This window comes from Amphritea sp. (assembly GCF_016744155.1).
Taxonomy (GTDB): Bacteria; Pseudomonadota; Gammaproteobacteria; order Pseudomonadales; family Balneatricaceae; genus Amphritea.
Map to the genome: position 1 here is coordinate 185,376 of NZ_JADGEW010000004.1, position 18,906 is coordinate 204,281.

Below are 18,906 nucleotides of genomic sequence, written 5' to 3' on the forward strand. Positions count from 1 at the left end.
TAAAAAAAAGCCCCGCAAGAGCGGGGCTTAAAGGGAACTAAGTGATAATTACTTAGCTATCTTGGAAACTTCAGCCATCGCTTCTTCACCAGCTTCTTTAGCCAGAGAAGTGAATGCTTCGCCTTGTGCTTTCAACAGTTCAAACAAAGAAGTGTTAGCTTCAACGTTGAATTTAACTACGTCTTCAGGAGTCTTCAGTTCTTTAGCTTTTTCAGCTTCAGTTTTGAAGAAAGCAGCAAGTTGCTCACCAGATTGCTTCTGCAGTTCAACAGATTTAGTGATGGCAGCAGCTTGCATTTCCATAAGAGTTTTTACAGAGTCGAAAGACTTTTGAAAATCGATAGTGTTAGTCATGGTGTTTCTCCAGTAAGTTATGGTGCAGTGCACAATGAGGTCTATTTTATGCATTCCATCAGAGAAGTCAATTAATTTTATTGTGCACTGCACAATAAAATTAAAAATAGTGCTGAATGTAACGTAAGTGCATGGCTGAGACGAAAAAAAACTCGGTAGTTTTCACTACCGGGCTTATTGAAAGAGGCTTAGATTAGCTAGCAACTTTCTGGATTTCAGCCATCGCTTCTTCACCAGACTCTTTAGTCAGAGAAGTGAAAGCTTCACCTTGAGTCTTCATCAGCTCGAAAAGAGCTTTGTTAGATTCAACGTTGAACTTGATGAACTCTTCAGGAGTTTTCAGTTCTTGAGCTTTAACTGCTTCAGTTTTAAAGAATGCAGCCAGGTCTTCGCCAGCTTTCTTCTGCAGTTCAACAGTCTTAGTGATAGCAGCAGTTTGCAGCGCCATCAGAGCTTGAAAAGATTCGAAAGGCTTTTTGAAATCGATGTTAGTGTTGTTCATGGTAGTCTCCAGAGATTAATGGTGCAGTGCACAATGAAAGCTATTGTATGCTTATCGAGAGGGAAGTCAAACATTTATTGTGCACTGCACAATAAATGTTTAAGTGGCTCTGGATAGGCGATGAATACTAGGGTTCAGACGAAAAAAAACCCGGTAGTTTTCACTACCGGGCTTATTGGAGAGGCTTAGATTAGCTAGCCATCTTCTGGATTTCAGCCATTGCTTCTTCACCAGACTCTTTAGTCAGAGAAGTGAAAGCTTCACCTTGAGTCTTCATCAGTTCGAAAAGAGCTTTGCTAGAATCAACGTTGAACTTGATGAACTCTTCAGGAGTTTTCAGTTCTTGAGCTTTAACAGCTTCAGTTTGAAAGAAAGCGGCCAGATCTTCGCCAGCTTTCTTCTGCAGTTCAACAGTCTTAGTGATAGCAGCAGTTTGCAGCGCCATCAGAGCTTGAGCAGATTCGAAAGGCTTTTTGAAATCGATGTTAGTGTTGATCATGGTAGTCTCCAGAGATTAATGGTGCAGTGCACAATGAAATCTATTTTAGATATATTGACGCTCACGTCAAGTCTTTTGTGCATCGCACAAAAAAACTGTTTATCAACTGCAGGTTATCAGTGTGATGTGACATTAAGGTGACGATACTAAAATAAGGAGATAATCTGCTGCCCCCTATTAGGGGGCAGGGGTGGGTAACAGAGCCGTCGCTGCTGCTCTAACTGATATCCAGTGCCTCTTTCAGCTGTTCGATCACTTTGGTGGAGAGGCGATTAATACGTAATGAGTTAGTTTGTGCATCAAACTCAATTTCGCTATTGGTATGCAGATGTCCCAGAGAACGGCGTGCAAAGTCCAGCTGCCAGTTATCCATTTTGGTTTTAAGCTGGGTATAGGTATTTATCGTACTAGTATGGGGTTGGAACTCCTGGCTCACTTGATAGTCTTCAGAGTTCGCAAATTTACTAAAGGTGCCAGAGTCTTTCTCAACCTGTTCTGGGGGAAGATGACCATCAAATATTTTCTCAACGTCTGGGAGGTAGGCAGACTGTCTGTCTTCCCGTTGGCGTGACAAATAGCTAACGACATCTTCCACTATTTCATCTTGCTTTTCCTGCAGGTGATGGCGCTGGCAAAAATCTTCGCTGGCACGGATAAGATCTGATGTGGATTTCTTTGAAGGTACAACATCGGTACAGCCTAATGCATTAGAAAAGTAATGGGTAATATTGCCTTGTTGGCGGGTACCGATAAAACTGAGATAGCTATCGCTGTCTTCTTTATAGGTAGTGATGTTTATTTTGGCTGCCTGATGTAATTTTTCAAGATCGACTTCGATCACTTTGGTTGGATTTAGCTCTTCATCGAATGCAACGCCGGTTTTATCCCGGACCAGAGCGATTAACAGATAATCAAAGACATCAGAGGAATAGTAGATAAAAATCACGTATCCGCCGGTTGCTGACCGTGCAGAGGGTTGTTGCAGCGAAGCTGCTAGTTGAGCTAATGCCTGATCGCAGAGATGCAGAAATTTGTCTTCGTCTGCCTGGCCTTTTATGAAACTCTCAAATCCAGAGATGAAAGGGTAGCCTTCGCTGTTTTCCTGGTTGAAGGATCCATGAGTGAGCGCTGAGCGTCGACCATAAGCAGTCACTAGTGCATTGAAAAGTTGCTGTGCCATCGGATCAGAAACGTCTAACGGTCCACCTTTTTCACTGATCGTTGCAACGCTGTCGTCAGCTTCTTTTATCAGTTCGCGGATAGCTAGAAATTTAAGATCCATAGGGCGTGTTCCAGTTGTGACTTGGTTTGTTCATAATAGTAGCGCGCAAGTGTAGCTTATTCAGAGAGCTGATCAAATATCGGGGGCTGTATCCAGCTCCATTTGGGTCAAAATAATAAGCGCTTGTTGCCGGTTTTCACCACAGTCTTCTTCATTGGGAAGAAAAGCCCGGCACAGTGGTGGATAGTCTTGCGTATCCCAGATACGACAGTTCAGATTTTCATCTAAATTGATGCAGGGAGTACCTGCCGGCTTGCCCTCGGGCATATTGGGTATTGGTGTACTGATATGTGGCGCGATACAACAGGCAGCGCAACCTGAACGGCATTTCATATAACAATATGTTCCCGTGTTTAAACCGCTATAATAGCGCTGCTTGCTATCCAATATAAGCTCATCAACATAAGCATATCAATAAAAGGCACATTTGCATGGCCCTGAAGCCAACCATCTATAAAGTAGAACTACAGCTGAGTGATACTGATCGGCACTGCTACGAAACCTGTAATCTGACGTTGGCACAACACCCCTCTGAAACACTTCAGCGGATGATGGTGCGCTTGCTCGTTTACGGTATTAACTACCACCAGGACTTGAGTTTTACCCGAGGATTATCCAGTACTGATGAACCTGAACTCTGGCAGGTAGGGCTCGACGGTCAAGTTGAGCATTGGATCGAGCTAGGACAAGCTTCACCGGATCGTATACGAAAAGCGGTGAGCAGGGCACCGAAGATTTCCCTTTATGCGTATGGTCGAGAGGTTGATGTCTGGTGGGAAAAGCAGGGGCAGGCTCTTTCCGATCTGCCAAAAGTAACTGTATTCCGATTTGAAGACAGCGATGTAGATCAGTTAGAAAGTTTTGTGAGCCGTTCTATGCAATTGTCTTTGACGATTAGTGATGGTGAACTGTATCTGAGTGATAACGTTAATCACCTTAGTTTGAAAGCCGTAGAGCTTCAAGTTGATAAATAATTAAGCTAAAAAAAACAGTGATATAGGGTGAAGTGATCCGGGCCCTGCTGCGTAAGTAAGTTCCTGCTGGAAAGAACCTGCGTCGGTTTGAGAAGGGCCCGGATAGTTATCAGTTTATACGGTATTGAGTTTGGTGCAATAAATCTTCCTGAGCATTAGCTTAATAATTTCCCAAATTGGGTAGCTTTATATGTTTGTCGATTAGCGTTTTTCCATCGCTTCCATCATCGCCAGCTCCTGTTTGGTGAACCCCGCTTTGAGTCGTGCTTCATAGTTAAACGGGCCTTTCACGGGCCCGTTCATATATTTCCAGAGCAGGTCGATAAAAGTCTGATTGGGATCGAGTTGGCGCTCTGCGCATTGATAATGGTACCAGCGGGTGCCTGAGCTGACATGTCCAACCTCTTCATTGGCGATCATGGTAAGAATCTCCACCATTTTCTTATCACCTAGCTGATCGAAACGTTGAATTGCTTTGGGAATGACATCCAGTGCTCGGGCCTCGAACACCCGATGAACAATACCCATTCGTTCGAGCATATCGCCACCGGTGTCTACGGCCATACTCCAGAGTTCTCCATGGGCAGAGAAACTTCCATAGTCATAGCCCATCTCCCGCAAGCGACCACGCAGCGCGATAAAGTGATTGGCTTCTTCCCCGGCGCATTGTATCCAGTCAGCATAAAATTCTTTGGGCATATCCCTATAACGGTAAACTGAATCCAGTGCCAGATTAACCGCTGTCAGTTCAATATGTGCTAATGAATGAATTAGAGCAGCCCGGCCTTCCTCTTTACCAAATTTACGTTTGTTAACTTTGCTAGGCGCTACTATTTCAGGTGTATCGAGTCGCCCTGGCTGGTTGAGTAGTTCCGGTGCTGTACCCTCTAGCCATTTCAATTCTCCGGCATTCCAGCGGCTGACAACCTGCCGGGTCTGTTCGATCTTCAGATCAGGGTCCGCAGTAAGGAAAGCCTGTTTCGTTTGTTCGTATAGATTTTGCAAAGGAATACCAGCTCGATAAAAAATTTGCAGCAATTGTACCTTCTGGAAGGTTTACATTGGAGAGGGAGATGATCTTTTTATGATATGAATCGCGCTGTCCTCAGCAGGAAGAGAGAACATTGATCAAAGCAAATTAATTACCAATGATTGTATGAGCGCTGATGACGAAATTTTCGATAATCATAATGTCGGGAGTCACGGATAATTATTTGTCGACTGTGGCGGCTGCTATTGAAATGGCGGTTGTGTCCAGAGCCTTCATAGCGATTATGGGAGTAATACTTTCTATATTGCTTATGTTGATTATAACGATGTTTTCTGTCGCTACGATTATTATAACTACGATGATCACTGTTTCGATAGTGACGCTGCGATCTATATCGATCTGATCTGTTGCTTAATCGGTCGTTATAGAAATGGTTGCGGTCGAAGTAAAGGTGGCTACTGAACTGACGGTCGCTGATATATAGGCGTAGATTGCCGGTGTCGAGAGTGATGCCCCCATGGATACGGATATCGCTATCTGCCTGAAGGGTCAGTGGAAGGCAGCACAAAATAAATAACAGGCTTCTTAGATAATACATAATTTAACCTCATCTCTGAGTTAAATTTTAGTCTATCCAGAAGCCTGACGAGTCGCTTTCTAGTGGATCATTTTTCAGCTTAAAACCCTGTCAGATTCAGCCTGTGTACAGCTATAGCTCAGGCACAAATCGGGCAGGCCAGCTGCCGCGAAGTACCCCGAAGATTAATCGTCTCAATTTGTACCAATAGGTGCCAAACAGGACGATAAATACGCCAAAACCGATGAAAATTATCAGTGGCAGGTTGCTGCTATCAAGAAGATTACTGCTGACGACCTGAAAGATAGCGTAGATCGCATATGAAAGACTTGATACCAGCATCGCACGACGATCCACAAAGAGCGCGGTGAGCAGGAATATTGTGAAGAACAGTAGCAATGCGATCTCGCGGTTAGTGCCCGCCTCAAGTAGTCCCGTTTGACTGAACAGAAGCGTAGTCATCATTCCATGGACGATCAGAGGAGACGCCAGTAAGTGGAGCCAGAATCCGCAGTCACTGGCACGTAGCTGGCGTTTTCGGTCGCGGGCATCGAAACTCATTGCTGAGATGAAAACAATCAGTCCAAGCGCAGTGAAAAGTATCTGATGTTTGAACATATCAATACCAACAGTACTGACTGTTGCGGCGACCAGCCCTGCCGCGACAGGCAACAGACTGAAAGGCATTCGGTAGCGTAGGTAAAACAAGAAGGAACAACCGCTGAGGCTGAGAAACTGTAGGCTTGCCGTTTCAAACTCAGAAATGCCCAGAGCTTTACCGATAAAATAGAGTGTGGATATCAGGATGGCGATGCCTGGTAGTGCCAGCCTACGAATACGCACAAGCCATTCTGCAGCGCCAAGAAAAAGCGCCGCTGGCAGTAACCACTGTAACTGAGTCAGATCCATCGCCGCGACAGAGAAGGTTACAAACAATACCCCTAAGGTGATAAATAGATCACCGAAATTACGCACGAAGCGTAGTTGCTCTTCTCCGGCGGGTTCATCTGTATCTTCAGCGGTACTAAAAGCGATGAGTTGCTGAAGCTGTTGTTGAGAGATGATGCCCCGTTGGGCTGCTCTCTCCAGTGTATCTTTGTCCACGCTGCCTCCTGCTCGCATAAAAAAGGCAGTAGCTTAGACCTATTTTACCGCAGAGGTAAGGGGAGGTTACCTCCTTATCGGCGGCGAATACCGATTCTTCGTCCGATATTAGTCGGTTTAGTGATGCTGGATTGTTGCTCTGCCATGTTGTTGATCGTTAGCGCTATCGTATCTGGAAACTCGCAGCTGCTGCGACTATTGAGATCAACGCACATAGCCATCTGTTCCAGTGTTGAAGCAAGGTATTCTGAGCCGTCGTCAGCCTGAGCGTACATCTCAAAGTAGAGGTGCAGGCGCTTAGTATCATGATCTATGAGTTGGCAACGGATCTCTACTGGCTGACCTAGTACGACTTCATTGTTATAGGTTATGTGATTCTCCAATACCATCCAGGAGATGCCGGTAGCCTCAGTGACCTGTTCACTCAGCCCCAACTGACTGACCAGCTCAACGCCGGCTAAATCGAAAATCAACACATAGTAAGCAACATTCATATGGTTGTTATAATCCAGCCACTCTTGTTTGATTTGAGTGCGATATATAACGGGGGCTTTATCGGACATAGGAGACCTCGAATTAACGTTCTTCAGTTTCAGCTTCAGTTTTTTGCTTTTCTGCTTCCTTAGATGCTTTTTGCTTTGCATTCCAAGCCTGTAGTTCTTCGTAATAAGTATCCCAAACACAGGGAGTACATCCACTTTCACAGCATTCACAATCAGCGGGCGGCGTGGGTTTTTCTGTACTCATGTATCGTCCTAATAGTTTTGATTGATTTAATTCCGACTATTTTACTGCGTTTTTACTCTGTCGCCCAGTAAACCTCAGTCGTAGGCCGCTTTTTTACTACCTGTCAGAGGCGCTTTCTGCGACAATAAAGGCCCTCGAAATAAGTAGTCTCGCTGAACCCCCATGAAAAAAACTGCACCTGATCTGTTTTCCTATCCTCGTTACTGGGCTGAATGCTTCGGTATCGCACCTTTTTTGCCAACCAGTCGCAAAGAGATGGAACAACTGGGTTGGGATAGTTGCGATATCATTATCGTAACTGGTGATGCCTATGTCGACCATCCCAGTTTTGGTATGGCCGTGATGGGACGTTTGTTAGAAGCGCAGGGCTTCAGGGTAGGAATTATTGCCCAACCAGACTGGCGCAGCGCTGATCCTTTCATGGCGTTAGGAAAGCCCAATCTCTATTTTGGTATTACCGCGGGTAATATGGACTCTATGATTAACCGTTATACGGCTGATCTGCGTATGCGCCATGATGATGCTTATACCGCAGGGGGGAAAGGAGGGGAGCGTCCGGACCGGGCGGTAATCGTTTATAGTCAGCGCTGTAAAGAAGCCTACACCGATGTGCCGGTAGTGCTGGGTGGTATTGAAGCCAGTCTGCGGCGTATTGCACAGTATGACTACTGGAGTAATAAAGTGCGTCGCTCTGTTTTGATGGACGCGACGGCTGATATTTTGCTCTATGGCAACGCTGAGCGGGCCATTGTTGAATTGAGTCATGGACTTGCTGCTGGCAAGAGTCTGGATGAACTCGGGCACCTTCGCGGTACTGTGCATATACGTCAGCAACCGCCTGCAGGTTTTGTCGAGTTGGACTCTACCCGGATAGACTGGCCAGGTAATATAGATAAGCTACCCAATCCATACGACTTTGGTAATGATCAGAGCGGTGCCGATAAGCTACTAGACCCGACAAATAAGCGTTGCGGTGCTGATAGTTCGGTTAATACGCAGTCTGAAGATGACCACGTAGCTCCGATACGTATTATTCCAATGCCGTTAAAGCGCAAAGAAAAGCTTGATGCTGAGACCACCTATGTCCGGCTCCCATCCTTTGAAAAAGTCGCCAAAGATTCGTCACTGTATGCCCACGCATCCCGGGTGCTACATCAGGAATCAAATCCGCATAACGCCAGGGCATTGATTCAGAAGCATGGTAACCGGGAGATCTGGGTCAATCCCCCCCCGATACCATTGGAAACTGCCGAGATGGATGGCGTCTTTGGTTTGCCCTATCAGCGGGTTCCTCATCCTAACTACGGCAAGGATAAAATTCCCGCTTATGACATGATCCGCTTTTCGATCAATATCATGCGCGGATGTTTTGGTGGCTGTACTTTTTGCTCTATTACCGAGCATGAAGGACGAATTATCCAGAGCCGTTCCCATGAATCGATTTTGAGCGAGATTGAGGATATACGGGATAAAGTACCAGGCTTTACCGGGTCTATCTCAGATCTTGGCGGTCCGACCTCAAATATGTATTTTCTCAACTGTAACGATGATGATATTCAGTCTAACTGCCGTAAGCTTTCCTGTGTGTATCCGGTCATCTGTAAAAACCTGGATACTGATCATAGCCCGACTACCCAGCTGTACCGTAAGGCGAGGAAGATGGAAGGGATTCATAATATTGCTATCGCTTCCGGCTTACGTTATGACCTTGCTGTAAAAGACCCGGAATATGTGCGAGAGCTTGTAACTTATCATGTAGGCGGTTACTTGAAGATTGCACCTGAGCATAGCGAACAGAATACGCTCAGTAAGATGATGAAGCCGGGGATGGATACCTATTATGATTTCAAAAAAATGTTTGATCGTTTCTCCCGTGAGGCAGGTAAAAAACAGTACCTGATTCCTTACTTTATAGCGGCTCATCCCGGCTGTGAAGATGAAGATATGCTTAGCCTTTCGCTCTGGCTGAAAGACAATGATGTCAAAGTGGATCAGGTACAGAATTTCTACCCCTCACCAATGTCTTTGGCGACGGCGATGTATTATTCAGAGAAAAACCCTCTGAAACAGATAACCTATAAGAGCGAGACCCTTTATATCCCTCGGGATAAAGATCAGCGAAAAGCTCATAAAACGCTGTTGCGCTACCATGATCCGGAAAACTGGCCCGCTTTACGGGTGAAGTTGAAAGAGATGGGGCGAGAAGATCTCATCGGTACTCGTCCAGGGCAGCTGGTAACGCCGGAAGAGGAGCCTAAGCATCGGGATAACGGCGCAAGGTCCAAGCCACTTAACAAAGGGACACCGATGTCAAAAGCCGGCGTGCGGGGGAAAAAAACGGCTGCTGCGCGCCAGGGTAAAAAGCGCAAAGGTGCAGGGCAAAGTAGTATTAAAAAACAGCAGCGTTAAAACACAATAGCGATTGAAAGACATTACTCTGATGCTTCGTAGGGGTATCAGAGCTTGCCTTAAAGCATATCGTAAGATTCGATTATGCTGCGTTTGAGAGATCGTTCTTCCATGTAATCTTCAATCATCTGACGATTAGGTTTTTTACGGTTATCTCGTTTTTTACGTTTGGGTGCCGGGTCGCTATAGAGATCGCTGTTGATATCACTCAGATCATCAACTGACAGGTCATCCAGACGAATTTTGCTGCTCATACATAGGTTCCAATGGTTGCGTTTTATTGTTAGGTCAATAAAAACCTTTGTAGATGAAATTCAGATGACGTATTGGTTAAAGTTTAGTAACAGAAATGCATCAGCGATCTGTGTCAGGCATTAAAAAGAGCAGCTGTTAGCTGCTCTTATTTGTCATAGAGCTCAGTCATCATAGAACTCACGCAGTTCACGATTAAGTTCGCGTTCCTCTCTAAGCTTCTCAATACGCTTACGTTTCTCTATATCGCAGCAATATTGCTTTTCTATGGCACCCATCTCGATCTCAGTGTCTTGGGATTCTTCATCGATATCGAGGGGATCGACAGTAGTCTCTTCTTTTTCTGTCATGATTTCGCTCTTCACATGCAAATGGCTGAATAATACGCAGATCAAACTAGCCAGTACTGATTAAACATATGATCAAACCTGCTTGTCTTGCCGGTTCGTGTCTATCCTGATTATGGGTCAATATTTTCCTGGGTAAAATGATTTTTTTTGCATGAAACAGGAGGATGTGTTGAATTTTTTTCGAGATTAAAAAATGGCAAAATACAAAATAAATGCTAGGTATTAAAAACAAAAAAACGCCCATCAGGGCGTTTTTTAAACAAGCATGCAGTTAACGGTTTTGCAAAGCAGCTATACGATCATCCAATGGTGGGTGAGAGGCCATCAGAGCCATCATGCCGCTTTTCATGTGACTGCTAATACCAAAGGCGGTTAAGGTCTCAGGCATCTGGTCAGGGACGTTGTATTCGGCTTTGAGGCGTTGCAAGGCTCCAATCATCGCATGGGGAGATGCCAGTGAAGCGCCTGCTTCATCGGCTTTAAACTCTCTTCGGCGACTGAACCAGCAGACAATTGTTGAGGCAAGGATGCCTAACACAATCTGAGCTACGATAGTGGTAATGAAATACCCAAGGCCGTGTCCTTGCTCATTTTTGAGAATCACACGATCGACAAAGTGGCCAATAATACGGGCGAAGAACATGACAAAGGTATTTACGACGCCTTGGATCAGGGCCAGGGTAACCATGTCACCGTTGGCGACGTGACCGATCTCATGGGCAAGAACCGCTTTGATCTCCTCTTTACGAAAGCGTTGAAGCAGTCCTATGCTGATGGCAACCAGTGCATTGTTTTTATTCCAGCCGGTGGCGAAGGCATTTGCCTGTTGAGCAGGGAAGATGCCAACTTCAGGCATACCAATCTGTGCCTTGTCGGCTAGTTCTTTAACCGTATCCAGCAGCCATTGTTCGTCTGCGTTTCTTGCCTGAGTAATGATTTCGGTTCCAGTACCCTTTTTTGCCATAAACTTTGATAGCAGAAGAGAAACTATCGATCCCGCAAAACCGAACACCGAGCAGATAATCAGCAGGTTTCCAAGATCGAGATCTATACCGTTAGCCTGAAGAGAGGAGCCAACGCCAAAAAAACTCAAGGCTACACTGGCCAGCAGGATAACCGCCATGTTGGTTAGCAGGAAAAGACCGATTCGCATCATAATAGTGAGTGCTCATATTTAATTACATTGATCATATAGATATAGGCGATGAGATTAAGTTTCAACTGCATTAACCATCTTAGGGATAAAAAACTGGTCCGCGGATAGGCAGATCACTATAATCGCGACTTCTTTACGAAGTGATGATGCAAACGGATTTTTCATGCAGGTTATTTTTGACTCAATTTCAACGCAGTTAGCGAGTGCGCCAGGTGAAGTGCGGCGCTTGTTTCATGGTCGTGGACGCTGTTTTCCCGGTTGCGAACAGTTGGTTATCGATCTGTTACCGCCGGTGGCGATTATTCGATTGTTTACAGAGCATCCACCTGAACTAATTGAGCAGCTGAATCAGTACTTTCAGCAGCTGGATAATGAGCTGAAGCCCGATGTGCTCGTTGTGCAGCATCGATACCGTAGAGAAAACTGTATTGAAGTGCTGTGGAACAATAGCGATGTTGACCCTGAACAGTTGTTACAGGTGGAGGAACTGGGGCTTAGATACCAGGTTCGTCCACTAAAAAATCAGAACAGTGGGCTGTTTCTTGATATGCGAGAGGGTCGCCGCTGGACTAAAGAGCATAGCAAGGGCAAGAGCGTACTTAATCTGTTTGCTTATACCTGTGGCTTTTCAGTTGCGGCGATTGCCGGGGGTGCCGAGCGGGTGGTTAATCTGGATATGAGCCGCGGGGCGCTTAATACTGGTAGAGAAAATCACCGGCTTAATCAGCATCCGATGGAAAGGGTAAAGTTTCTCTCCCATGATCTGTTTCGTTCCTGGGGTAAGCTTAAGCGTGAAGGGCCTTATGATCTGGTTGTGATAGATCCACCGAGCTTTCAAAAGGGCAGTTTTGTTGCCACTAGCGATTATCGTAAAGTGTTGAGGCGGCTGCCTGAGTTGACAAAAGATCTGGCTGAAGTGCTTTTATGCCTTAACTCGCCCCAGCTAGACAGCGATTTTTTGATTGGGCTTGTCGAAGAGAACTGCCCTGAGTTTGTGTTTATTGAACGAATTGCAAACCCAGAAGATTTTCCGGACCAGGATGAAGAGCAAGCGCTCAAGGTTCTATTATTTCGAAAGGCGCAATAAGCGCCTGAATGGAAAGTGTTAATGTGGATAGGAATGCAATGAATTTGATCTGCCTGGATTTGGAAGCCAGTGGCTTAGGGCCAGGCTCCTATCCGATAGAAGTTGCATGGAAAGGTATGTCAGAAGGATGTGATAACTTTTTGATAGACCCGGGTTCTGTCTCTGAATGGACCTTTTGGGATGACTTCGCCGAAGAGATGCATGGTCTATGCCGTATTGAGCTTAGCCAGAAAGGTATTACAGCAGTTGAGGCTTGTGACCGTCTTAATGCTGCCCTGCAAGGGCAGGATGTTGTTAGTGATGCCTGGGAATTCGATAGTTTCTGGCTTCGTCGTTTATTTGAGGCAACCGAGCGGACGATGCAGTTCAGGTTGATTGGGTTATCTGAGGTGTTGAGTCCCGAAGAATTGATACAATATCGCTTTGTTTGTAAGGCTCAGTTACGCAGGCATCGGGCGATGGCTGATGTAGACCATATTCTCCAGGCTATTCGTAGCGTGAAATATACTGCGGAGCCATAAGCAGAGCCCTTTAGTGGAATTATAAAAAGTAAAAAGGCAGCTCAGGCTGCCTTTTTTTGTGAAATGATTGAGATTCTTCAGATCAGTCCATCCAGGCCAGATTCTATCTGCAGCGCCTCTTCAGAGACGACCGCAATATTTGCCGGAAGTCCTGCCAGTTCTGCTTCCGCTTTAGGGAACATCGCGATAACTTCTTCCAGAGGCTGCTGTTTCCCTATAGAAGCATTAATGTAACAAGCGATATGTAGCACTGCGCATAGAGACGAAGGTGTCTCTGCGGTCATTGGCTCTCTGTGGTAGCGTACAGTGTCGCCGAGGTTTGCTGGGAATTGCCAAAGCGCTAATAGCGCCTGACCGGCTTCAGGGGTTGTGAAGCTTAGTCGTTCCATCTCAGCATCAGAACGGCTGCAGTCAGATTGCTCAACCAACGCTTGAATCGCTTCCGCCAGTTTTGGTTTAGTGATATGTAGCAGGAGCCGACCGATATTGTGGATGAGTCCTACAGTGAATGCGGTATCCGGATCAACATCGTTACTTTTTTCTGCGTACCATTTTGCTAATGCTGCAACTCTGAAAGAATCAGCCCAGAACTTCTTAAGATCAAGACCTTCAACCTCTTTTACTGAGCCTGCAATCCCAGAAGCGATAACCATTGTTTTCAGCTGGGTCATTCCCAACATGACAACCGCTTCATTAATTGAAGAGACTTTACGGCTTAGCCCGAAGTGGGCTGAATTCACCAGACGTAAGATTTTCAGAGAGAGAGTCTGGTCTTTAATCACTTTGTCAGCGATGTCGCCATAATCAGCATTAGGGTTGTTCAGCTGTTGAATCAGTTCCCGCACAATATCGGGTACATTAGGTAGTTTATGTGTTTGTGCTAATAGTTCGCGAACTTCCATAACCACTCCATAGATAATAAACACTAACCAGTTTTCTATAGAAAGAAACTCTAGTGTTAGATTTTTGGCCTACCTATAGATTCCGCCGAATATGGCGCGTATGCAACAACAATGAAACTCACTATGGGAGGTCTACTGATCCGGCTGATAGCACCGGATCAGAAAGAGCATGTTCAGACGCTTAATCTAAATGATTTAAGCAAAGCATTTGAGCTTATAAATTGAGCTTATAGTTAAGAACCATACAGCTCATAAGCTGGGCATTAGATATTAAGTACGTGCTTCTCAATATGAGCGCGTAGTTCTTCATACTGGCCCATCTCTTCAGGCGTAAAGTAGAACTTGTAGAAATTACGCTCTACCAGGCTGCCTTTAGAATCGCCAATACGTTCTTTTGTACTCGAATAGCTATACGCCATTTGGAGATGGATTACCCGAGTGTGAGGGGCAATAGTAATGTTATGGTTTTCGAGATCGAAGCGGGTCTTGGTCTCTTTGATTGTATAGAAAGAGATTTCAGCAGCATGACCCAGATTGATCAGAAAGTTACTGGTTACCGGCATGATATGGTTTTTTTCCATGCCATTGTGTTCCATATAGATACCGCAATTTTTCTTGATCTTAATAAACATACAGTTTCCGCGAAGTGAGTTAATTGTTATCTCTGGTGAACCGATTTCAAATTGTTGCCAGAGTATATGTCTGTTTTATAACAGCGAGGTTACAAAGTATAGAGCCTGAGACGGAAATAAAAAAAGCGATACAGTGATCGCTTTTTTTTAACCATCATTCCTGAGAGTAGTTTTTCAGAAATAGTGCGATGCGGTCGATGGCATCACAGAGTTCATCTTCTCTGGGGAGAAACACCAAACGGAAATGCTGGGTGTCCGGCATATTAAAACCGCTGCCCTGAACAATTAGAACTTTCTGTTGTTGCAGCAGATCCAGCGCCATCTTCTCATCATTCTTGATAGGGTAAACTTCCGGATCAAGTTTAGCGAAAAGGTACAAAGCGCCTTGAGGTTTAACGCAGGAAACTCCTGGGATCTCATTCATCTTCTGTGCCGCAATATCGCGCTGATCGTAGAGTCGTCCGCCCGGGACAGTTAACTCGTTGATGCTTTGATAGCCTCCCAGTGCAGTCTGAATGGCGTGTTGTGCCGGGACGTTGGCGCATAAACGCATACTGGCGAGCATGTCCAGTCCCTCGATATAGTCGCGGGCCTGATGTTTTGGTCCGGTAATTATCATCCAACCAGACCGGAAGCCCGCTGCCCGGTATGCTTTGGATAAGCCATTAAACGTAAGACAGAGCACTGTGTCGGTGAGTGAGGCGAGGGGTATCGCCTTAGCGTCGTCATAGGTGATCTTATCGTAGATCTCGTCAGCGAAGATAATCAGATTAAATTCTTCAGCCAGGGCGATGATCTGTTGCAGAACCGATTCTGAATACACAGCGCCTGTCGGATTGTTCGGGTTGATTACAACGATTCCCCGGGTGCGCTCAGTAATTTTACTGCGGATATCGTCTATATCAGGGGCCCAGTCTTTCTCTTCGTCGCAAAGATAATGAACGGGATTGCCACCTGATAGACTTGCGGCGGCTGTCCATAGTGGATAGTCCGGGGCAGGAATAAGTAGCTCGTCATTGTCATTGAGTAAGCCCTGGGTGGCCATGACGATCAGCTCGCTGACACCGTTGCCCAAGTATATATCCTCAATACCAACGTTTGGGATGCCCTTTTTCTGGCACTCCTGCATTACCGCCTTACGGGCAGAAAACAGACCTTTTGAATCGCAGTAGCCCTGCGCAGATGGTAAGTTGTAAATAACGTCCTGAACGATCTCTTCTGGTGCTTCAAAACCAAATGGGGCTGGGTTGCCAATGTTCAGTTTGATAATTCGTTGGCCCTCTTCCTCCAGACGTTTAGCTTCCTGAAGGACGGGACCACGGATGTCATAGCAGACGTTGATCAGTTTGTTCGATTTTCTGATAACGGACATGGATTAATCCTGTAGTGGTTCCCTTTAATATTCTATTATCGGTAAGCGGGTTAAAAGTAGAATATTAACGGCTTGCCGAAGAGGCGAAATAATACGCTGTTTAGTGGTTATTGGACAGTAACAGATAGATCTTTTCGTTTAGCTTAACTGTATTGGAGTTTTTTATGGCAGATGATGATTTTAAAGTAAAAAAAACTGATTCCCAGTGGCGTGAACAGCTCACTCCTGAGCAATATTATGTTTGTCGTGAAAAGGGCACCGAACGCCCTGGTACGGGAAAGTATGATCAGCATTTCAATGCGGGTGAATACCGTTGTATCGCCTGCGATGAAAAGCTATTTGATAGTGATAGTAAATTTGATGCGGGCTGTGGCTGGCCAAGTTTTGATGCGCCTGCTGAGTCAGAGAATATCAAAGAAAATCATGACAGCTCCCATGACATGACTCGCACAGAGGTCGTGTGTAATAGTTGCGGAGCCCATTTGGGGCATCTGTTCCCGGACGGGCCGACGCAAACCGGGATGCGTTATTGTATAAATTCAGTGTCTATCGATTTTAGTCCTGAGGAGAAGTAGTCAGTGAAGACCTTTAGCTGGATCTACGAACATGTAGTTGCTCACAAAGCCGGTGAGGATGTTGAAGCGCTTCTACCGCAGGTTAAGACGGCAGATGAGCTGCGGAATATTAGTGATGACAGGTTTCTGTCAGAGATGCAGCTGCGTATATTTAGAGCCGGGCTAAGACACTCTGTAGTTAATTCTAAGTGGCCTGCTTTTGAACAGGCGTTCTTTGGCTTTGATCCATTTAAAATTAGTCTGATGAGCGATGAGCAGCTGGAAAATCTGATGCAGAATGATCAGATAATTCGACATTGGGGGAAAATTAAGTCTGTCCGAGCTAATGCTTTGATGGTGACTGAGCAGGCTGAACAGCATGGGAGTTTTGCGAATCTTATTGCGGGCTGGCCGGAAACCGATATTACCGGGCTCTGGGCTTTTTTGAAAAAGCAGGGGCAGCAATTAGGTGGTAAATCGGGGGCTTATTTTTTGCGCCAGATTGGTAAAGACACTTTTATACTAACTGATGATGTGGTCGCCGCATTGAAAGCGCAGGATATTATAGATAAAGCACCAACGGCAAAGCGCGATCTGCAAAAAGTGCAGGACTGTTTTAATCAATGGCAGCAGGAATCGGGTCGGCCGATGGCGCACATCAGCCGATTACTCTCTTATACGGTAGGTTGGTGAGCTCTCTGTGATAGAGCGCTTCTTTCTATGGTTTAGCCAGAAAGTTGATTAGCTGGCTGTCATTAAATGCCCGGCTGATCGTCATCAGAAGTATCTCATTAACCATCTTCTGGTTATCTTCAAGCTTAGGTGTTGTTGCGTACTGGTACTCTTTGTCGGTGCTGTAATTACCGCTGTAGCTCTCGCCATGCTTTTCTGCGGTCACTGTTATTGATGCATTCAGTTTAACTTTTTGCAGAGCGCTTTGCGTGGCGCTGTATTCAAGATCTGTTAGCTTAATGGTTATGTGAGTGTTTGATGAATCTACTGGTGTGGCTCCCAATTTGACGACTGCGATTCGGCCTCCTTGTCTAATTGCTTCAGTAGCGGGGAGGGGTAGGTTGACTTCTGCTCTGTCACTGAAGCGGCTTATACGATAGCCGATTACGCTTGAGCTGCGCATGTCCTCACTTCGCACTTCGATCTGAAGGTTGGCGGGTAAGCTAGATTGAGTTGTCACTGCTGGATGCAGAGGCTCTACTGACACCTGGTGAGGATTGAAAGTACTGCAGCCTGATAGAAGGATTGCTCCGGTAATGACCGATAGTATTGTTTTACGCATGGTTATTGCTCCAAATCGGGGATCGGTTTTGGCGTCAGTTCGTCTAAAAAGTTTTCCAGAGAACTTGCTAATTTCATAACAGGTTTTTTGCCTGGTTGCTCAAGCCAGACCTCTCCAGTCATGTTATCTATAGTTAAGAATTTTTCGCCATCAGGTTCTGTGCAGGCAAAAAATAGAGTAGCAGGGCGTTTCTGTTTTTGCTTAGTCAGCAGGTGGCCCAACAGGTTCCCTCTGAGTCGCTCGCAATCTTTTTCGTTCCAGATAAATATTAGGCTCAAATCACCCCATTGGGAGGTAGCAGGAATGGGGTCAGCCCAGTATCGGCCAAACCAGGTTTTGATGTCTTCGTGAATTTTAAATTCCAGTGCCAGTTCTAAGCGATCAAACATATCGTGGCACAAATTGTAGTTATCCGTTTGTAATACGGGTTTCCAAGAAACCTGTTGGCCCTCTTCAACCGTCGATGTATAGCATTCAGAAGGCCATTCAGTATCATAAATGGTTAGCGGGAGGCGGCCTTGTTGGTTAAGCTGAATGTTGAGGGCTTGTTCAATAAATGAATCGATTTTATTGCTTAGATTCTGTGACATTGGTGTCTGATCCGCTACCGCATAGTTTATATATTGGCCATAGAGGCCAATCGAATAAGCTGAGTCTATCAGAGTCAGAAAAACATCAATACCGGTGCATTCAGGCTCACGGCCCTAAAGGGGGCAGTGGGGTATAGAGTTGATGAAAATTATTTAAGATAAACGTTTGACATGCCAAGCAAAATCCTTACAATTCGGCTCTCGATTTGGGGCGTGTAGCTCAGTTGGGAGAGCGTCGCCCTTACAAGGCGAATGTCGGGAGTTCGAGCCTCTCCACGCCCACCAAATCGAACGTTAGAAACGGAGTGGTAGTTCAGTTGGTTAGAATACCTGCCTGTCACGCAGGGGGTCGCGGGTTCGAGTCCCGTCCATTCCGCCAATTCTTAAAGCCGAAAGTGCCAGGCTGGGAATTAAAACGATAAGCCATCTGCTTAGTGGGCGTGTAGCTCAGTTGGGAGAGCGTCGCCCTTACAAGGCGAATGTCGGGAGTTCGAGCCTCTCCACGCCCACCACTAAGCCGAAGCGAAAGCTTCAACCACTGCGGAGTGGTAGTTCAGTTGGTTAGAATACCTGCCTGTCACGCAGGGGGTCGCGGGTTCGAGTCCCGTCCATTCCGCCAATTCTTAAAGCCGAAAGTGCCAGGCTGGGAATTAAAACGATAAGCCATCTGCTTAGTGGGCGTGTAGCTCAGTTGGGAGAGCGTCGCCCTTACAAGGCGAATGTCGGGAGTTCGAGCCTCTCCACGCCCACCACTAAG

The 18,906-nt window shown here is 45.8% G+C and carries 24 protein-coding genes and 5 tRNA genes; 11 read left to right on the top strand and 18 right to left on the bottom strand.

Annotated features, from left to right (window positions below; translation table 11 throughout):
• Positions 1–48 precede the first annotated feature (48 nt).
• The 5 genes from QZZ54_RS05710 to QZZ54_RS05730 all read right to left on the bottom strand — a co-directional run bounded on the left by QZZ54_RS05710 (position 49) and on the right by QZZ54_RS05730 (position 2,970).
• Complete coding sequence (locus tag QZZ54_RS05710) at positions 49–354, bottom strand: hypothetical protein (RefSeq protein ID WP_290700074.1); 306 nt, start codon at positions 352–354, stop codon at positions 49–51.
• A gap of 193 nt (positions 355–547) precedes the next feature.
• Positions 548–856 (bottom strand): hypothetical protein, encoded by a 309-nt coding sequence (locus QZZ54_RS05715; RefSeq protein ID WP_290700077.1) that lies wholly within the window; start codon positions 854–856, stop codon positions 548–550.
• Between the two features lie 190 nt (positions 857–1,046).
• Positions 1,047–1,355, bottom strand: a complete 309-nt coding sequence (locus tag QZZ54_RS05720) for a hypothetical protein (RefSeq protein ID WP_290700080.1) — start codon at positions 1,353–1,355, stop codon at positions 1,047–1,049.
• 217 nt (positions 1,356–1,572) lie between these two features.
• Entirely contained in the window at positions 1,573–2,637 is a 1,065-nt protein-coding gene (locus QZZ54_RS05725; protein ID WP_290700083.1) for a nucleoid-associated protein, read from the bottom strand.
• A gap of 72 nt (positions 2,638–2,709) precedes the next feature.
• Positions 2,710–2,970, bottom strand: coding sequence for a YkgJ family cysteine cluster protein (locus QZZ54_RS05730; protein ID WP_290700087.1), 261 nt, complete (start codon positions 2,968–2,970; stop codon positions 2,710–2,712).
• Positions 2,971–3,068: 98 nt separating this feature from the next.
• Between QZZ54_RS05730 and QZZ54_RS05735 the strand changes: the two genes are divergently transcribed.
• Positions 3,069–3,611, top strand: a complete 543-nt coding sequence (locus QZZ54_RS05735; protein WP_290700089.1) for a YaeQ family protein — start codon at positions 3,069–3,071, stop codon at positions 3,609–3,611.
• Between the two features lie 201 nt (positions 3,612–3,812).
• Here QZZ54_RS05735 and QZZ54_RS05740 read toward each other — a convergent pair whose 3' ends face one another.
• The 5 genes from QZZ54_RS05740 to QZZ54_RS05760 form a co-directional block, all read right to left on the bottom strand.
• Complete coding sequence (locus QZZ54_RS05740; protein ID WP_290700092.1) at positions 3,813–4,616, bottom strand: ferritin-like domain-containing protein; 804 nt, start codon at positions 4,614–4,616, stop codon at positions 3,813–3,815.
• 137 nt (positions 4,617–4,753) lie between these two features.
• Entirely contained in the window at positions 4,754–5,200 is a 447-nt protein-coding gene (locus QZZ54_RS05745; protein WP_290700096.1) for a hypothetical protein, read from the bottom strand.
• A gap of 111 nt (positions 5,201–5,311) precedes the next feature.
• Complete coding sequence (locus QZZ54_RS05750; protein WP_290700099.1) at positions 5,312–6,283, bottom strand: hypothetical protein; 972 nt, start codon at positions 6,281–6,283, stop codon at positions 5,312–5,314.
• A gap of 74 nt (positions 6,284–6,357) precedes the next feature.
• Positions 6,358–6,846 (bottom strand): thioesterase family protein, encoded by a 489-nt coding sequence (locus tag QZZ54_RS05755; protein WP_290700102.1) that lies wholly within the window; start codon positions 6,844–6,846, stop codon positions 6,358–6,360.
• A gap of 13 nt (positions 6,847–6,859) precedes the next feature.
• On the bottom strand, positions 6,860–7,030 hold the full coding sequence (locus QZZ54_RS05760) for an oxidoreductase-like domain-containing protein (RefSeq protein ID WP_290700104.1): 171 nt from the start codon (positions 7,028–7,030) through the stop codon (positions 6,860–6,862).
• A 162-nt stretch (positions 7,031–7,192) separates the two neighbouring features.
• Here QZZ54_RS05760 and QZZ54_RS05765 point away from each other — a divergent pair, with 162 nt between their 5' ends.
• Complete coding sequence (locus QZZ54_RS05765) at positions 7,193–9,439, top strand: YgiQ family radical SAM protein (RefSeq protein WP_290700107.1); 2,247 nt, start codon at positions 7,193–7,195, stop codon at positions 9,437–9,439.
• 59 nt (positions 9,440–9,498) lie between these two features.
• On the opposite strand, the gene QZZ54_RS05770 is transcribed toward QZZ54_RS05765, so the two are convergent.
• The 3 genes from QZZ54_RS05770 to htpX form a co-directional block, all read right to left on the bottom strand.
• A complete protein-coding gene (locus QZZ54_RS05770; protein WP_290700110.1) occupies positions 9,499–9,693 on the bottom strand; it encodes a PA3496 family putative envelope integrity protein in 195 nt (64 codons plus the stop codon).
• A gap of 162 nt (positions 9,694–9,855) precedes the next feature.
• On the bottom strand, positions 9,856–10,041 hold the full coding sequence (locus QZZ54_RS05775) for a hypothetical protein (RefSeq protein WP_290700113.1): 186 nt from the start codon (positions 10,039–10,041) through the stop codon (positions 9,856–9,858).
• Positions 10,042–10,312: 271 nt separating this feature from the next.
• The gene (gene htpX / locus QZZ54_RS05780; RefSeq protein ID WP_290700116.1) at positions 10,313–11,197 is read right to left on the bottom strand and encodes a protease HtpX; all 885 of its coding nucleotides are present in this window, start codon (positions 11,195–11,197) and stop codon (positions 10,313–10,315) included.
• A gap of 163 nt (positions 11,198–11,360) precedes the next feature.
• Between htpX and QZZ54_RS05785 the strand changes: the two genes are divergently transcribed.
• Positions 11,361–12,284, top strand: a complete 924-nt coding sequence (locus QZZ54_RS05785; protein WP_290700119.1) for a class I SAM-dependent methyltransferase — start codon at positions 11,361–11,363, stop codon at positions 12,282–12,284.
• A gap of 38 nt (positions 12,285–12,322) precedes the next feature.
• Positions 12,323–12,805, top strand: coding sequence for a hypothetical protein (locus QZZ54_RS05790; protein ID WP_290700122.1), 483 nt, complete (start codon positions 12,323–12,325; stop codon positions 12,803–12,805).
• A gap of 77 nt (positions 12,806–12,882) precedes the next feature.
• Here the strand turns inward: QZZ54_RS05790 and QZZ54_RS05795 are convergent, their stop codons facing one another.
• The 3 genes from QZZ54_RS05795 to QZZ54_RS05805 all read right to left on the bottom strand — a co-directional run bounded on the left by QZZ54_RS05795 (position 12,883) and on the right by QZZ54_RS05805 (position 15,711).
• On the bottom strand, positions 12,883–13,707 hold the full coding sequence (locus tag QZZ54_RS05795) for an HDOD domain-containing protein (RefSeq protein WP_290700125.1): 825 nt from the start codon (positions 13,705–13,707) through the stop codon (positions 12,883–12,885).
• 263 nt (positions 13,708–13,970) lie between these two features.
• Positions 13,971–14,339 (bottom strand): hypothetical protein, encoded by a 369-nt coding sequence (locus QZZ54_RS05800; RefSeq protein ID WP_290700127.1) that lies wholly within the window; start codon positions 14,337–14,339, stop codon positions 13,971–13,973.
• Positions 14,340–14,493: 154 nt separating this feature from the next.
• Positions 14,494–15,711 carry a pyridoxal phosphate-dependent aminotransferase gene (locus QZZ54_RS05805; RefSeq protein ID WP_290700130.1) on the bottom strand — a complete coding sequence of 406 codons (1,218 nt, stop codon included), beginning with the start codon at positions 15,709–15,711 and terminating at the stop codon, positions 14,494–14,496.
• A gap of 164 nt (positions 15,712–15,875) precedes the next feature.
• On the opposite strand from QZZ54_RS05805, the gene msrB reads away from it, so the two are divergent.
• Positions 15,876–16,286: a peptide-methionine (R)-S-oxide reductase MsrB gene (msrB, locus tag QZZ54_RS05810; protein WP_290700132.1), complete on the top strand. Its 411-nt coding sequence runs from the start codon at positions 15,876–15,878 to the stop codon at positions 16,284–16,286.
• Between the two features lie 3 nt (positions 16,287–16,289).
• Positions 16,290–16,958: a DNA-3-methyladenine glycosylase I gene (locus tag QZZ54_RS05815; protein WP_290700134.1), complete on the top strand. Its 669-nt coding sequence runs from the start codon at positions 16,290–16,292 to the stop codon at positions 16,956–16,958.
• 25 nt (positions 16,959–16,983) lie between these two features.
• Here the strand turns inward: QZZ54_RS05815 and QZZ54_RS05820 are convergent, their stop codons facing one another.
• A complete protein-coding gene (locus tag QZZ54_RS05820) occupies positions 16,984–17,559 on the bottom strand; it encodes a YajG family lipoprotein (protein ID WP_290700137.1) in 576 nt (191 codons plus the stop codon).
• Positions 17,560–17,561: 2 nt separating this feature from the next.
• Entirely contained in the window at positions 17,562–18,149 is a 588-nt protein-coding gene (gene syd / locus QZZ54_RS05825) for a SecY-interacting protein (protein ID WP_290700140.1), read from the bottom strand.
• Between the two features lie 209 nt (positions 18,150–18,358).
• Here syd and QZZ54_RS05830 point away from each other — a divergent pair.
• From QZZ54_RS05830 to QZZ54_RS05850, 5 genes are all read left to right on the top strand, one after another.
• Positions 18,359–18,434, top strand: a tRNA-Val gene (locus QZZ54_RS05830).
• Between the two features lie 17 nt (positions 18,435–18,451).
• Positions 18,452–18,528, top strand: a tRNA-Asp gene (locus tag QZZ54_RS05835).
• Between the two features lie 57 nt (positions 18,529–18,585).
• Positions 18,586–18,661: transfer RNA gene (locus QZZ54_RS05840), tRNA-Val, on the top strand.
• 30 nt (positions 18,662–18,691) lie between these two features.
• Positions 18,692–18,768: transfer RNA gene (locus QZZ54_RS05845), tRNA-Asp, on the top strand.
• A 57-nt stretch (positions 18,769–18,825) separates the two neighbouring features.
• Positions 18,826–18,901 (top strand) — tRNA-Val (locus QZZ54_RS05850).
• Positions 18,902–18,906: the final 5 nt, after the last annotated feature.

Coding starts and splice junctions, on each gene's coding strand:
- QZZ54_RS05790 (WP_290700122.1), top strand. CDS start 12,323: ATGAATTTGATCTGCCTGGATTTGGAAGCCAGTGGCTTAGGGCCAGGC.
- htpX (WP_290700116.1), bottom strand. CDS start 11,197: ATGATGCGAATCGGTCTTTTCCTGCTAACCAACATGGCGGTTATCCTG.
- QZZ54_RS05760 (WP_290700104.1), bottom strand. CDS start 7,030: ATGAGTACAGAAAAACCCACGCCGCCCGCTGATTGTGAATGCTGTGAA.
- QZZ54_RS05805 (WP_290700130.1), bottom strand. CDS start 15,711: ATGTCCGTTATCAGAAAATCGAACAAACTGATCAACGTCTGCTATGAC.
- QZZ54_RS05820 (WP_290700137.1), bottom strand. CDS start 17,559: ATGCGTAAAACAATACTATCGGTCATTACCGGAGCAATCCTTCTATCA.
- QZZ54_RS05725 (WP_290700083.1), bottom strand. CDS start 2,637: ATGGATCTTAAATTTCTAGCTATCCGCGAACTGATAAAAGAAGCTGAC.
- QZZ54_RS05795 (WP_290700125.1), bottom strand. CDS start 13,707: ATGGAAGTTCGCGAACTATTAGCACAAACACATAAACTACCTAATGTA.
- msrB (WP_290700132.1), top strand. CDS start 15,876: ATGGCAGATGATGATTTTAAAGTAAAAAAAACTGATTCCCAGTGGCGT.
- QZZ54_RS05745 (WP_290700096.1), bottom strand. CDS start 5,200: ATGTATTATCTAAGAAGCCTGTTATTTATTTTGTGCTGCCTTCCACTG.
- QZZ54_RS05715 (WP_290700077.1), bottom strand. CDS start 856: ATGAACAACACTAACATCGATTTCAAAAAGCCTTTCGAATCTTTTCAA.
- QZZ54_RS05720 (WP_290700080.1), bottom strand. CDS start 1,355: ATGATCAACACTAACATCGATTTCAAAAAGCCTTTCGAATCTGCTCAA.
- QZZ54_RS05770 (WP_290700110.1), bottom strand. CDS start 9,693: ATGAGCAGCAAAATTCGTCTGGATGACCTGTCAGTTGATGATCTGAGT.
- QZZ54_RS05735 (WP_290700089.1), top strand. CDS start 3,069: ATGGCCCTGAAGCCAACCATCTATAAAGTAGAACTACAGCTGAGTGAT.
- QZZ54_RS05800 (WP_290700127.1), bottom strand. CDS start 14,339: ATGTTTATTAAGATCAAGAAAAATTGCGGTATCTATATGGAACACAAT.
- syd (WP_290700140.1), bottom strand. CDS start 18,149: ATGTCACAGAATCTAAGCAATAAAATCGATTCATTTATTGAACAAGCC.
- QZZ54_RS05765 (WP_290700107.1), top strand. CDS start 7,193: ATGAAAAAAACTGCACCTGATCTGTTTTCCTATCCTCGTTACTGGGCT.
- QZZ54_RS05785 (WP_290700119.1), top strand. CDS start 11,361: ATGCAGGTTATTTTTGACTCAATTTCAACGCAGTTAGCGAGTGCGCCA.
- QZZ54_RS05755 (WP_290700102.1), bottom strand. CDS start 6,846: ATGTCCGATAAAGCCCCCGTTATATATCGCACTCAAATCAAACAAGAG.
- QZZ54_RS05775 (WP_290700113.1), bottom strand. CDS start 10,041: ATGACAGAAAAAGAAGAGACTACTGTCGATCCCCTCGATATCGATGAA.
- QZZ54_RS05730 (WP_290700087.1), bottom strand. CDS start 2,970: ATGAAATGCCGTTCAGGTTGCGCTGCCTGTTGTATCGCGCCACATATC.
- QZZ54_RS05710 (WP_290700074.1), bottom strand. CDS start 354: ATGACTAACACTATCGATTTTCAAAAGTCTTTCGACTCTGTAAAAACT.